Source organism: Occallatibacter sp. (assembly GCF_035317045.1).
Lineage (GTDB): Bacteria > Acidobacteriota > Terriglobia > Terriglobales > Acidobacteriaceae > Telmatobacter.
On record NZ_DATHHT010000012.1, the window covers coordinates 38,605 to 52,696 of the forward strand.

Below are 14,092 nucleotides of genomic sequence, written 5' to 3' on the forward strand. Positions count from 1 at the left end.
AAGAGACATCGGGCTGTCGTTAGCGGACCGGCCACTCCCACTTCGGCGCGTTGAACAGGGTTCTGCCCTCGAGAACCGTCTCGCCAAACGACTTTTCAAGGTGCAATCGGGCGCATTTTGGATTTTGCTCGAGAGCCTGGATGAGAATCTGCGAATGCGACACGACCACAAGTTGCGTCGTCTCAGCCGCATGGACGATCAAACGCGCCAATGCCGGAAGCAGATCCGGGTGCAGGCTGGTTTCAGGTTCATTCAGAACCATCAACTCCGGTGGCCGTGGCGTCAGCAATGCCGCAGTCCACAACAGATAGCGCAGTGTTCCGTCAGAAAGCTCCGCAGCCGCAAGGGTTCGCAAGAGCCCATGCTGTCGCAACCGCACTTCAAAACGTCCCGCTTGCTCATCCACCTCAACATGACTTCCGGGAAAAGCGTCCTCCACCGTGCGATTGAGCGCTTCACGATTGCCAAACAGGCGAATCGTTTCGAGCGCCGCCGGCAGATCTGTGCCATCGTTGTTCAAAACCGGCGTGAAGGTGCCCACCTGCGGAGTCCGGACGGGCGAGGTAGAGTCGGTTCGAAACCCCTCGTAGAAACGCCACCCTCGAATCGACTCGCGCATTGCCAGCATTTCCGGGGCCCGTTGCGGATCGGCAATCGTGGCCAGCATGCTGTCAGTTGAGTTCAGTTCTTTGGTCAGGATCACTGGCTCTTCGTGTTTGCCGGTCTTTCCCGGCGCCAGTTGGACGAGACGGTTGTTGCGATCCACCAAAACTGAAGCCCTGCGGTAGATTCCGCCGTGCCAAATGCATTCGCGTTTGATAGCCGGGTCCAGCGGGAATGCGGCCTGCGCCGGCGGAGGATAACCAAGATCGATGCAGTAGCTGTAGGGATCGCCTGCAAACCCGAGCCTCAAGCTTACAGTCTTTTGTCGCGGCGTGCCTTCAACGGGAAACTCACTTTTGCGGACGCTGCGGGCAATCGTCTCCGGGCCAGCCCACAGCGTCGAGGGCAATCCACCCTCGCGGGCGAGTGATGCCACCACCGTGTTCAAAGCCGCATCACCCAGTAAGCGAAGAGAACGATACAAGCTCGACTTACCTGTGCCGTTTGCTCCCGTCACCAGGTTGAGCTGGCCAAGCGGCAACACCAGGTTGCGCAGAGAGCGATATCCCGACACTGCGAGCGTGTGAATCATTCCATCGAAGGATACGTGCTCGAGGAAGATTCTCGCGTGTGAATCCGGCGATCAGCTAGCTACGATCCTGATCTGCTCGGGGTCTTCTTCCACTTCGCCGACGTTCTCGCTCAGCCCGCCATAGCGGCGCTCGCGTTGCTGGAAAGCCGCAATCGCTTCAAGCAGGTGGATGCCGCGGAAATCCGGCCACAACCGCTCGGTCACGAAGATCTCGGTATACGCGATCTGCCACAGGAGGAAGTTCGAAATCCGCATTTCGCCGGATGTCCGGATCAGGAGATCGGGGTCGGGCATTTGCGCGGTGTAGAGATGGCGGTGAAGATCTTCTTCAGTGATGCGTTCAGAAGTCATTTGCTTCTGCTGCATCTCACGGGCTAGCGCGCGGCACGCATCCACGAGCTCAGATCGCGCGCCATAGTTCAGCGCCAGCGTTAGAGTCGTACCGGTGTTACGCGTCGTGGTCTCCTGCGCCCACTGCATCTTGTCCTGCACTTCGCGGGGCAATTCGTGCACGCGTCCGATGTAGCGGATGCGCACATTATTGTCCATCATGCGCTGCACGTTGCTCTCGAGATAACTCTTCAGCAGCCGCATCAAGAAATTGACTTCGGCACGCGGACGTCGCAGATTGTTCTCGAGAGAAAAAGCATAGAGCGTCAGCCACGGTAAACCGATGCGCGAAGCTGTTTCGGTCACCAGTTGCACACTCTTCGCGCCCTGCTGGTGCCCCAGAAAGCGCTTGAGCGATCGGTGACCGGCCCAGCGGCCATTCCCATCCATGATGATGGCAACGTGCTCGGGCAGACGCTCAGGCTTGAGCGTGTTATAGATCGCGCGCTCCTCTGAGGTAAGCTCACCGATCCGCAGCATGCCAGTTGGATGCAAGGAAATTGCCTCGACGGTATCTATTACGCTTCCCGGACGGTGACCGTTCCGCGTTCGCAAGACTTGGCTGGCGCCGGCTCACAAACCCGACGCGCTGAACGGGTCCAAATCAACGTCGACAAAGGAAAAACCCCGATGGCCGGGGAATTCTGGCGACACCTTCGAGCCTAGCACAATCACGCGCCGCAAGCCCTCAACCCGCCCGCAGATGAAGCGATTGTAATCTTTCCAACGAAACGGCCGGACGACCGGCACAAGGCCACCGGTCGCCCGCCCTACGAACGAGGAAACGAAAGGAGATGCTGGCTAACGGCCTAAGCCGTGCGCCGCCGCCCCGCAGCCATATCGCGCACTGACCCATACAGCAGCGTCCGGTGCAGCGAGTCGAGATAGGGCAGCATTGACGCAACCTCGGCCAGGAACGAGTCCGACAGAATCGCCGAAACCTCTTCGTCGCGACGGCTGCGCGAATCACGCACCAGCTGGCGCATGTCCACCTCGAGAGCATTAGCCAGCCGCTCCAGCGAACCCAGCGTCGGAATCGCCTTGCCGTTCTCGATCTTCGAGATGTAGGTGCGGGGCACCTGCATCCGGCTGGCGAGCTGACGCTGGCTCAGATGGCGCGCTCTGCGAATCTCGCGTACCTGTGACGCAACCTGCAATCCAGCTTCGGCAGAAGCAGCCACTGTGGGCATTGAGACTAGCTGTGGGGTTAACGGGGCCGGCTCCTCGATATCAAGGGGCCTGCGACATTTTCTGCACATTGAGTTGGTGGTTCTGTATTGCACCAAACTGCAGAAATCGCACCGCACGACTTCGCGTGTCTCCACGCTGATAAGAGTGGTAGCCATCGTTTAAGTTGCGGAGTGCCAGAGCAAGGTACTCCCGCGTTAAGTTGCACCGCGATAAGTGCTACTTTCGATCGAGTGAACCATAATTGTCAAGTAGAAACTTAGGGTCAACCCGAAGATTCCAGCATGAAACCCGAAGCAACCCGAAGAAACGCGAACCAAGGTGTGCAACACGTAGAATTCTGAGATGACTTTGACCGAAAACAGCGAGAAGAAATACGGGCGCGAACAGGCCTGGCAGTTACTCACGGAGTGGACCCAAAGTGAAAGCCTCCGCAAGCACGCACTGGCCGTGGAGATCTGCGTGACCGCTTGCGGTGAAGCAGAAGCCGGTCGCCTCGGCCTCACCGGTGACGAGCGTGCGCGGTTCGTCGAGCTCTACACCACCACGGGCCTGCTCCACGACTTCGACTACGAGCGCCACCCCACCCCCGAGGAGCATCCTTTCGTCGGTGTGCGCGAACTGGAGCGCCGGGGTTGGCCGGCTGAACTCCGCACCGCGATCCTGGGACACGCGCAATACTCCGGCGTTCCCCGCGTCACGCATTTAGACAAGTCTTTGTTCGCGTGCGACGAACTGGCTGGATTTCTCACCGCGTGTGCACTGGTCAAGCCGACCAAGGCCATCGCCGATGTCGAGGTTTCCAGCGTGCGCAAAAAAATGAAGGACAAAGCATTCGCCCGCGGCGTCAACCGCGAAGATGTGATTCAAGGCGCCGCCGAACTCGGTGTCGATCTCGACGCGCACATCGCGTTTTGTTTGGAAGCGATGAAGAGACGAGCGAGTGAACTCAGCTTGTAATGCATCCACCAGGCTCTGGCAGTTTGGCGCGGCATGGCTGGAAGAGCCTTCACAACCCTCACCAGTAGATCCTGATTCAGGTTCCAGGCGATAGACGCCGCGTGGCGGTAGTCCGGCTGACTCTTATTGCGACAGAGGGGGCTCGTTGAGCGGTGCTGCGACGCCGTGTGGGCAACGAGTCTCGGCCCAGCCATTCCAGCATGATGCGATTCGACTCGTCGGGGTTCTCTTCGAAGACACCATGACCGCAACCCGGAAGCACGATGAGTTTCGAAGCGCGCAGTTTGCGCCTCAGTTGTATGGCCGAGCTGAGACTGACAGTACAATCGCAATCGCCCCACACCAGCAGGATCGGGAACCGCTTCAGTCGCCGGATAGCACCCTCCAGCTTGACCATCTCGGCACACCAGCAGCGAATAATGCAGAGGACGTGGCGCAAGGTGGCAGGGTTCCGCAGGCTAACGACAATCTCCTGCAAACATCGATCGAGCACGCGGTCGGGACCTCCATACATCGATCCCAGCGCGACGCGCTGAATGCGTGCGGGAAGATAGGGCAGCATCCACGCGAGTAGCCCGCCCCAGCGCGTGCTGTAGACGCGCACCATAACATCGCTTGAGCGGCTGTATGGATTCGCAGGCGCGAACAGAATGAGCTTGCGTACACGCGTTGGATGCAGCGCCGCAAGCATCAATGCCACCGCTCCCCCATGCGAATGGGCAACGATGTCGGCCTCGGCCAGATTGAGCGCGTCCATGATCGCGACAATGCGGTTGGCGGTGGCTGAAAGCCCGGCATCCAAGCCACATACTCGTTCTGACTTACCCATGTTCACAAGATCGATCGCGTAAACACTGGCATTGCCGGCGAGGGCGACGATGTTGTTCCGCCAGTTTTCACTGGAACCAACCAGTCCATGGATGAGCACAACTGGCTTGCCGGTTCCCGCCTGGAGATAGTGCACTCGTGTGCCGGCCACATCCACGAATGCCTCTTGGTACTCCGGTTGAGGGGCCTCTTGCTCCATGGCAAGGAATCCTTTCTCCCAAATCCCCTAGTTCCACACGACGTAATGCTCCATGTTTAAGGCCCGTTCGTTCGAGCGCCGAAAAAGGCGACTTCGAAATATTGGATGGATAAAACGTGATCCGGGTTTTTTCGAGGTCGTCGCGGCCACCATGTCGGAGCGATGGTCAGGTCGGCTGTATATGTTCCCGGAGGGTCGGGTTCCCAAGAACTTATAGGGAGTCGCGGAAACTCGGAAACGAGCACGAAAACCGTCAAGGATGTGGCAGATGGTCCTCAATCGGCATCCAAATCTGCAGAGGCGCTTATGAACGTTGATCTGGCGCAGGAACTACTCAACGAGTTGGGTTCATCTCTCAAAATCCTTGAGACGGAGTACGCCGCTCTTTTGCAATTTCTGAAAGACAACGGGGTGCTTACAGACGACCAATTCGCGCCTTATTTGGCGCAGGCTGGAAAAGCCAGTAGCGTCAGGTGGCGTGCCGCCCATAACAGGCTGGAGAGCCTCTTCGCCTCTGAAAGGCAAAAAGAGGAGAACCTCCGGGAAGATGAGAAGCGTCAGACGGGCGCAGGACAAGCGCTCATTCAAAGTCAGGAACTCAACGCGAAGACGAAGAACGACGCAGACAGCGCCACTCCCGCGCCATGGACCGGTGAGGCGAAGATCAATGGAACGGGCGATGGATCTGCAAAGCAGGAAGTTTCTGAAAAGGACGATCAGCAAGACGAACGTGCTTCGAGCGGGGAGAAAAAGCTCGGCGCGGCCTCTAAAATTGCCTGACGAATCTGCGTCTGCTTCGGTGATTTGAACGAAGGCTCTACTTCATCGGGTCTTTCGCCCTTAGCTCGGCCACGATCTCCGCTGCGGCCTGGCGCGCTTTATCAGCCTGGTCGGGCGGGAAGCTGATTGCGCCCACACGCGCATGACCACCGCCGCCGTAGCGTTCGCACACCTGGGCCAGGTTCACCATCTTCGCCGGGTCTGCCTTCGTCCACGGATTCGAGCCCACCGACACCTTCGTCCTGAAGCTCGATTTCGAAAGACCGATCGAATACGTCGCCTTGGGATGCAGATAGTAGGGGATGAACTTGTTGTAGCCCTCGACCGGCCGATCCGTAATATCGAAAAAAATCGTTCCGTCGACCTCTTCGCTGCGGCTGCGGATCAGTTCGATTCCTTCCCTATGCCGCTCCAGCAGCGGCGGCAGCAGCGAAGCCACAAACGGCTGCGCCAGCACCTCGCTCAGCGGCATCTCCGTCAACAGCGGAATCAGCTTGGGAATAAACTCCGGGTCCTGAGTCGACTCAATAATCAGCGTCAGCTTCATCGCCGGAGCCGCCATCTCCACTGCGGCCTCGGGGCTCTCGTAGAGAGCTCCATCCACGATGTTGGCCCAATGAATCATATCCGCGACAGGTTCCGTGTTGAATCCGAACCTTGTCGATCCAATGTGCGCCAGGAAGCTCGTACATGACGTGTAGTTCGGATCGAAGAACTTCCGCGAACCGCAAACCGGATCCTTCTGGCAAGCGAGAAAATTCTCGTGGTCCGCCGGCGTCAAGAACGCCGAAAGATGATGATCGAACCACCATGTGATCCGAGGCGAAGCCGAATACTTGAAATCGACAATCGCATTCTCGTCGCCCGTAAACTCGCTCTCGTCGAATAGCGCGCCGGCCCGATGCACCAGCCCGTGGTAGTCGTACGCCGCGTCTTTGCAGATGCACTCGCGATGAAACCGCGTGAACAGCGATGCGGAGCAGGCTCCGTCGAAGCACTTGTCGTGATAGAAGACTTTAACCCGCAACCGCCACAACTCCTTGAGCCAGAATCCGCTAAAGCCGGAAGATTAAGCATCATGCGAGAGGCCGATTGTGTCAAGGCGGGCTCGCAAAGATGCGATGGCAATGAATTGGCCTACACCCCTTCGGCTGCCCATGCGAGCGCAAACTCCAGTAGAATTCTTTCGCACACTCACTGCTGCATCGGCCATCACAATTGCGAGGAGCATCCATGGATCCTGAAACCGAGCCAACCCCGCCGGCGCTCGAGCCACCCTCAACCAGCGTCTCCGACTCGATGTGTCTGGGCTTTCCCGGGGAAGACCCCCGAAAGCCCTATCGCGGCCTCAAATGGATCTTCGCAGGGCCCCAGGGCCTGCGTGCCGGCTGGTCCGTCCTCATCTTCTTCGCACTGTTTTTTCTTCTGGCGAATGGTTTTGGGTTTCTCTTTCTGAAACTTCATCTGACCGCCAGGGGCAACAGCTTCAATCCGCGACAGCAGCTCTTCTCGGAGTTATTTCAGGTGCTCGCACTGCTCTCTGCGGTGGCCATCATGGCGCTCATTGAGCGGCGCAAAATTCTTGATTACAACCTGCGGGGCACAAGGCGTGTCGCGCACTTCTTCGGCGGGTTTGTCGTCGGATTCGCGGCTCTCTCCGCGCTTGTCGGCTCTCTGGCCTGGGGTCACTGGTTGCGCTTTGGACCGGTTGCACTCACTGGATCGGAGATCCTGAAGTACGGTGCACTCTGGGGTGCGGTGTTCCTCCTTGTTGGCTGCTTTGAAGAAGGCACGATGCGTTGCTACCTCCAGTACACGTTCACGCGCGGAGTCAACTTCTGGTGGGCCTCCGGCTGCATTGCCTGTCTCTGCGCCCTGTTGATCGTAGGCCAGAAAGGAAACGGGGCATGGGGTGTCTATGCCATCGCACTTCTCGGCGTGGCACCCTGCCTGCTGCTGCATCTGAGAGGAGCAACCTGCGCCGGCTTCTGGAATGCGGCGTGGCTCACTTCAACGCTCTTTGGAGCTGGTCACACCGGCAACAACGGTGAGAACTGGATTGGCATATTCGCCGCGGCATTTATCGGTTTCGTCTTCTGCGTCAGCATCTGGGTTACCGGATCGGCATGGTGGGCGATCGGGTGCCATGCAGCCTGGGACTGGGCCGAGACTTATTTCTACGGCACGGCCGACAGCGGCTTTGTCGCTCCCGGACACCTGCTCAGCACTTCGCCTGCCGGCAATCCGCTGTGGAGCGGAGGGACAGACGGGCCTGAGGGCAGCCTGCTGGTCATCCCCATCGTCCTGCTGCTGCTGGCATGGCTGCTGGTAATCTATCGCCGCCCGAAGCCCGCCGAGCTCCGCTCGCCCGCGGCAACCGAGCAGTTGGCAAGCTGAAAGAGAATGCATGCGGCTCTGGCTTAATCGCACCGGCGACGTTTCCCTTCGCGAGCAGCTGATCACCCAGGTGGTGCTAGGCATCCTCAGCCGCGAGCTTGCACCGGGTCAGCGCCTGCCAAGCACGCGCGATCTATCCCGCCGTTTCGGCATCCATGCCAACACCGCCAGCGCCGCTTACCGCCAGCTCGAGACCGAAGGCTGGGTCGAAACGCGTCACGGCAGCGGCGTTTTCGTGCGCACCACGCGCCCCGAGGCGTCCCTCAGCCCTGAAATGGCCGTCGACCAGATGATTAGCTACCTGGCCGCCAAAGCCCGGAAACTCGGCGCCTCCGACGCTCTGCTCAAAGCGCGTCTCCGCCGCTGGCTCGCCCTGGAACCGCCCGCACGCTGGCTTGTCATCGAGCCCGACCCTGAGTTACGCCGCATCGTGGTAACCGAGATGGAACGGGCTTTGTCTCTTCCCGTCATCGGCTGCGGCCCCGAAGATTGCAGCAAGCCGAGCCTGCTTGAGGGCTCCATCGCCGCCGTGCTGCCCAGCAAGGCCGCCTCCGTTCGCAAGCTGCTGCCGGCTGGCAATGAGCTCACCACCCTCCAGGTTCATCCCGTAACGACGGAATTGCAGTCTTACTTGCAGCGCTATATGCCTGCCCACTCAACCGATCTGGTCGGGATAGCCTCCCGCTGGGTCGATTTCCAGCGCATCGGGCAAACCATGCTTGTTGCTGCAGGTCTTGCTCCCGAGTGCCTGCTCGTCCGCGACGCGACCAAGCCGGGATGGAAGCGCGGTCTCGAAGCCGCTGCTGCCGTTGTCTGCGACGCCGTACTCGAACACGATCTGCCTTCAGGATGCTTCCCGATCGTCTTCCGCCTCCTCGGCGATCCCTCGATTGCCGACCTGCGGGCCCGCGAAGATGCTGTCCTTTCCGCGATCCATTAGCACACTTTCGATTCTGTCCTCTTCACCCGACTGTCCCATCCCGCCATTCCCTAACATCGCAGGTCATGAAGGACCTTACGATTTTTCTACTCGCTTTTGGCCTCGTCTCATGCGCTGCAGGACAGGCATTGCCCGACAGCCCCGCACCTGCACCCCTGCCCGACCCAGCATGGGACCGCTTGCAGAGTCTGCTCAATGGCCAACCGATCGTTGTCGACAACACCAATGGGCCTGCCGTCCACTGCCTCTTCGCCGGAGTGACCGAGGCTTACCTGTTTTGCAGCCCGCCCGGTAATCCCGTCGGCGTGGGCTTCCGCTTCAATCACGCCGACGTACTGGGTGTGGATCTGGACCTGCCTCACCCGACGCTGAACCAGGCCAGGCGCCCCGAGCGCAACTACCACCCCGCATGGATCTCCAGCATGATCGCCGGCGGCATTGTTGTCGGACTCATCGCCTCGCAAAATACCGATGCAGGAAAAGCGACACAAGACGGATTCATTGGCGCAGCCATTGTCGGCCTCATCGGCGCCCCGCTTGCGTTCATTCCGCGTCGGCAATTTGCGCCTTCAGGGCCGGCCTATCCGCAGTACGGAATCGGCCTTCGATTTAATGGTTCGGCTCGCGCGCGTCCGCACCTGCTGCATTTCCCGGGGATTTCGCGCTGAACCTCCAGACGCATATCTGAAGGTTCATCGCATCCCGCGAACCGAACGTCATGGCGTTATCCTGTTGATGACGCATGTCGGAATCCCACGCAGCCAATCCACATACCGGCATTTATGTGCCAACGGCGCCGCCTCCGCGCAAGCGCCGCTGGCCCCGGGTTTTGCTGTTCACTGCCTTCTGGCTGGTGACGATTCTCGCAGTACTCAGCGTCGTCGGCATCCTCTGGCTGCGTTCCGCCGCAAAATCCGCGCTTCCCATCCTCGACGGCGACATCCAACTCGCCTCGCAGGGCGCGCCTGCGCTCTCCGCTCCCGTCACTGTCCGCCGCGATAAGCACGGCGTTCCCCACATTGACGCCGCCACTCAAGAAGATATGTTCGTTGCGCAGGGCTACGTGACGGCACAGGATCGCCTGTGGCAGATGGATGTCTATCGCCGCAATGCCAACGGCGAGCTTGCCGAAGTCATGGGCCCGTCCCTCCTCCGTCACGACAAGGCGCAGCGCATGTACGAGTTTCGCAACACGGCGCATCGCATCTATGCCAACCTGCCTGCCGAAGAGCGCGCCCGCTACGAAGCCTATGCGCGCGGTGTGAACCTTTACATGACGCAACACCAGAATTCACTTCCGCCCGAATTTCGGTTTCTGCACTACAAGCCGCAGCCCTGGACGGGCGCCGACTCCATCAGCATCGGCATGATGATGGTGGACATGCTCGACACGCATTGGTACACGAAGCTCTCGCGCGAGCGCATTGCGGCAAAGCTACACAATCCGAAGCTCGAGTCCGATCTGTACCCCGTCGGCTCCTGGCGCGACCATCCTCCCACCGGCGAACTGCTTGACATGAGCAAACCGCATCCCACGCCGTCCACCACCCCAGACGACGAGGACAATGAACGCAGCGAAATTCGGGCTCTCCCCGGCACCGATCTGCCGGGTGCCCTATCCATGCGCGGTATTCTCGCGCATGGGTGGGAAAGCACGGACTTCATCGTTTCTAGCTTTACCAGCACCTTCGGTCAACGCGCCTGCGACGGCTGCACCCCCGGCTCCAACAACTGGGTCATCGCCGGCACGCACACAGCGAGCGGAAAACCCCTACTCTCAAATGATATGCACCTCAGCCTGACCGAGCCGAACATCTGGTACATGGCCGATCTGCGTGCACCCGGCTTTCACGCCGCCGGGGTCACGCTGCCTGGGATGCTGTTCGTTATCGCCGGACACAACGAGCATATTGCCTGGGGATTCACCGCGCTTTACGGCGATGTGCAGGACCTCTACCTCGAAACGCTCGACGGAAAAGGCAACTTCAGGGTTGCAGATGGAAGTTGGAAACCTCTTGGCCTCGATCGCGAGACAATCCACGTGCGCGGCCGCAAAGACGTGACCTACGACGTGCGCATGAGTGACCACGGCCCCTTGCTCGATCCCCTGTTTACCAAGGATGACCGCGCCATCGCGCTCAAGTGGACGCTATACGACGCGACGCTGAACGCGATCCCCCTCTACGCAATGAACACCGCATCGAACTGGACTGAATTCTCGTCCGCGTTATCGCAGTGGTGCTGGCCCACGCAGAACGTCGTTTACTCCGACGACCAAGGCCACATCGGCTACCACGCAGTCGGCCGAATTCCCTTGCGATTGCCGGGAATTGCAAACGTACCCATCGCGCCGGCAAGCAAACTCTCTCATGAGTGGGAGGGCTACATCCCCTTCGACGATCTGCCCAACGCCTTCGATCCCCCCTCAGGATTTCTCGCCACCGCCAATTCCCGCGTAACCAGCGACAAATCCAAATACCCGCTGACCAACGAGTGGGCCGATCCCTATCGCGCGGAACGGATCTACAAACTGTTGCAGGGCCGCGATCAACTGAAGCCCACTGACATGCTCGCCACCCAGACGGATATCTACAGTGAGATGGACCAGGAGATGGGCCATCGCCTCGCATATGCCATCGATCACACCCCCAATGCAAACGACCAGCTTCGCAAGGCCGCCGACCTGATGCGCAGCTGGGATGGCCGGCTCAGCGTGGATTCCGCCGCAGCCTCGCTTGTAACCCAGACCCGCTATGCCATTCGCACCATGATGCTCGAACCCAAACTCGGCACCGGCGACGCCGAGAACTACGAGTGGTCCGAGTCCAACTTCGCGGTTGAAGAGATCGTGATGCATGCGGTCCCGGACTGGCTTCCGACGCGCTACAAGGACTGGGACGCATTCCTCACCGACGCCGTCCATCGCGCCATGCTCGATGCGAAAGCCCCGACCGACGTTAGCAAGTGGAACTACGGCTCATGGCACGTCGTGGACATCGAACATCCCTTGTCCAACTTTCTGCCCTACGTCAGCCGCATTGCCGGCACCGGCCTGTTGCCGCTCAGCGGAGACACAACGACCGTAAAGCAGGTGGGCCGCTCTTTCGGTCCATCACAGCGATTCACGATGGACTGGAGCAACATCGACGGCTCAACCGAAGACATCGTCCTTGGCGAAAGCGGCAACCCCTACAGCCCCTACTTCCGCGACCAGTGGAATGACTATTACAACGGCAGCACCTTCGCGTTGCCTTTCACTCCGGCCGCCGTCGCCGCCAACACCCATCACACCCTGCGCCTCCTCCCATGAACGACGACGACTCAGAGATATGGGAACCGGGACCAGACGCTCCGGACGCTAAGAACCGGGTGCCCCAGGTCTCGCGTTTGAGACCTGGGGATTTTAATCGATATCTCCGCTTCCTGGGCCCCGCCATCATCTGCCTCGCCGCATTCATCGCCACATCCCCCGACCTGATCCGCAAAACTTCCTGCGGCCACGACTACGATTTCCATCTCGCCTCGTGGCTCGATGCGGCGGCAAGTTGGCGCCACGGTCTGTTCTATCCTCATTGGGCGCCCAGCCCCAACTACGGTGCCGGTGAACCGCGTTTTGTCTTCTATCCGCCGCTCACATGGATGCTCGGCGCCGCCTTCAGCTTCATTCTTCCGTGGAAGGGCGTTGAGCTTGCGATCACCTTCACGTTTCTCGCCGCCACGGGTCTTGCAACCCGCATGCTGGCGCGCCAGGCGCTTGATGACGGACCCGCAACCCTCGCCGGATGCGCCGCACTGTTCTCCGGTTACTCCATGTTCACCACCTACGAGCGATCAGCATTCGGCGAGTTGGCTGGCGGGTTCTGGATACCGTTGCTTCTGCTACTCATCTTCCGGGATCGCAATCCGCAGGGCTCCGTCTGGCGTCGTGCCTTTGACGGATCGGCCACACTACTCGCCCTTGTCATTGCCGGTGCGTGGCTCTCGAACGCGCCTCTCGGCGTGATGGCTTGCTACCTGCTCGCCGCCGTGGCCCTCACCATCGCCTTGCTTCGGCGTTCGTGGGCTCCTGTCGTTCGCTCTGCAATCGCTGTCGCTCTCGGCCTTGGTCTCTCTGCAATTTATCTTCTCCCCGCCGCCACCGAGCAGCACTGGGTACAAATCAGCCAGGCGATAGACGACCCCGGCGTCGCCATTGAAAACAGTTTTCTCTTTGGCCGGCATGCCGACCCCAATCTCGAACTGCATGATGTCGAACTTTGGCGAGTCTCTGCGATTGCTGTCCTCATGATCGGCCTCGCGTTCCTGTGTGTATTCATCGCGTGGCGCCGCGGATTGCTTCGCCAACGCACCTGGTGGGTTCCGCTGGCCCTTATCCCCGCTGCCGTGCTGCTGCTGCAATTCCCCATCTCGCTTCCACTTTGGAATTTCCTGCCCAAGCTGCGCTTTCTCCAGTTTCCCTGGCGCTGGCTTGTCGTGATCGAAGCGCCGCTCGGCATCTTCTTCGCCGCGGCCATCTGGACCACCAGGCGCTGGTCGCGATTCGTTGCCGTCGGCGTGTCCTCCGTGCTCTTCCTTTCCATCATGTTCGTCACGCTGTTCATCTTCCATCAGGATTGCGACAGCGAAGACTCCGTCAAGGGAATGCTCTCTGCCTATCGCGGCGGGCGGGGTTTCCAGGGCACCGATGAATACGCTCCACCGGGCGCGGACGACAGCCTGATGGCCGTCGGTCTTCCCGATGCATGCCTCAGCAAGACCGCGGACGTCGTGCTCGCGAAATCAGACGACGGCAACACGCCGCAGTGGGACCCGACGAATGGCCATTGCGATGCAAGTTACTCATGGCTGCGACACTATGGCCGGCTTTGGCCGGAGCACATGCGACTGGACGCCGAGACTCCGCACGCCGGCTATCTCATACTGCATCTGCGCGACTACGCCGCCTGGAAGGTGAACGTCAATGGCCGCGACGTGACCTTCGGCGCCAATGCGGCGTATTCGCATCTTCCCCATCGCGACGATGGATTGATGGCTGTCCCGGTTCCGCAGGGCGCCGTGCAACTGGATGTGGATTGGATTACAACCGGCGACGTTGTGATGGGTCGCCTGGTGAGCCTGATGTCGTTCGGCTACCTCATAGTCCTCTGTTTAATCGAGCGAAAACTGAATGGCGCTCTCCGAAGCAAATCGGAACCTCGGGTATCATGAAGGAGGA

12 protein-coding genes are annotated in these 14,092 nt (G+C 59.8%); 7 read left to right on the forward strand and 5 right to left on the reverse strand.

The features are described 5' to 3' along the window. Positions 1–19: 19 nt before the first annotated feature. The 3 genes from VK574_RS05445 to VK574_RS05455 all read right to left on the reverse strand — a co-directional run bounded on the left by VK574_RS05445 (position 20) and on the right by VK574_RS05455 (position 2,775). Positions 20–1,195 (reverse strand): AAA family ATPase, encoded by a 1,176-nt coding sequence (locus tag VK574_RS05445; protein ID WP_472798803.1) that lies wholly within the window; start codon positions 1,193–1,195, stop codon positions 20–22. A 51-nt stretch (positions 1,196–1,246) separates the two neighbouring features. Further along, on the reverse strand, positions 1,247–2,065 hold the full coding sequence (locus VK574_RS05450; RefSeq protein ID WP_472798928.1) for an isoprenyl transferase: 819 nt from the start codon (positions 2,063–2,065) through the stop codon (positions 1,247–1,249). 329 nt (positions 2,066–2,394) lie between these two features. Beyond that, positions 2,395–2,775, reverse strand: coding sequence for a helix-turn-helix domain-containing protein (locus tag VK574_RS05455; RefSeq protein ID WP_472798804.1), 381 nt, complete (start codon positions 2,773–2,775; stop codon positions 2,395–2,397). 349 nt (positions 2,776–3,124) lie between these two features. Between VK574_RS05455 and VK574_RS05460 the strand changes: the two genes are divergently transcribed. After that, complete coding sequence (locus tag VK574_RS05460) at positions 3,125–3,733, forward strand: HAD family hydrolase (protein WP_472798805.1); 609 nt, start codon at positions 3,125–3,127, stop codon at positions 3,731–3,733. A 76-nt stretch (positions 3,734–3,809) separates the two neighbouring features. Here VK574_RS05460 and VK574_RS05465 read toward each other — a convergent pair whose 3' ends face one another. Next, on the reverse strand, positions 3,810–4,760 hold the full coding sequence (locus VK574_RS05465; RefSeq protein WP_472798806.1) for an alpha/beta fold hydrolase: 951 nt from the start codon (positions 4,758–4,760) through the stop codon (positions 3,810–3,812). A gap of 306 nt (positions 4,761–5,066) precedes the next feature. On the opposite strand from VK574_RS05465, the gene VK574_RS05470 reads away from it, so the two are divergent. Next, positions 5,067–5,540, forward strand: coding sequence for a hypothetical protein (locus tag VK574_RS05470; protein ID WP_472798807.1), 474 nt, complete (start codon positions 5,067–5,069; stop codon positions 5,538–5,540). A 37-nt stretch (positions 5,541–5,577) separates the two neighbouring features. On the opposite strand, the gene VK574_RS05475 is transcribed toward VK574_RS05470, so the two are convergent. After that, positions 5,578–6,567, reverse strand: a complete 990-nt coding sequence (locus VK574_RS05475) for a DHH family phosphoesterase (RefSeq protein WP_472798808.1) — start codon at positions 6,565–6,567, stop codon at positions 5,578–5,580. 206 nt (positions 6,568–6,773) lie between these two features. On the opposite strand from VK574_RS05475, the gene VK574_RS05480 reads away from it, so the two are divergent. From VK574_RS05480 to VK574_RS05500, 5 genes are all read left to right on the forward strand, one after another. Further along, complete coding sequence (locus VK574_RS05480; RefSeq protein ID WP_472798809.1) at positions 6,774–7,937, forward strand: lysostaphin resistance A-like protein; 1,164 nt, start codon at positions 6,774–6,776, stop codon at positions 7,935–7,937. Between the two features lie 10 nt (positions 7,938–7,947). Continuing rightward, on the forward strand, positions 7,948–8,877 hold the full coding sequence (locus tag VK574_RS05485; RefSeq protein ID WP_472798810.1) for a GntR family transcriptional regulator: 930 nt from the start codon (positions 7,948–7,950) through the stop codon (positions 8,875–8,877). A gap of 65 nt (positions 8,878–8,942) precedes the next feature. Further along, on the forward strand, positions 8,943–9,545 hold the full coding sequence (locus VK574_RS05490) for a hypothetical protein (protein ID WP_472798811.1): 603 nt from the start codon (positions 8,943–8,945) through the stop codon (positions 9,543–9,545). A 74-nt stretch (positions 9,546–9,619) separates the two neighbouring features. Continuing rightward, positions 9,620–12,187, forward strand: a complete 2,568-nt coding sequence (locus tag VK574_RS05495; RefSeq protein WP_472798812.1) for a penicillin acylase family protein — start codon at positions 9,620–9,622, stop codon at positions 12,185–12,187. Continuing rightward, entirely contained in the window at positions 12,184–14,085 is a 1,902-nt protein-coding gene (locus tag VK574_RS05500; RefSeq protein ID WP_472798813.1) for a hypothetical protein, read from the forward strand. The genes VK574_RS05495 and VK574_RS05500 overlap by 4 nt, the downstream gene beginning before the upstream one ends. The last annotated feature ends 7 nt before the right edge of the window (positions 14,086–14,092 follow it).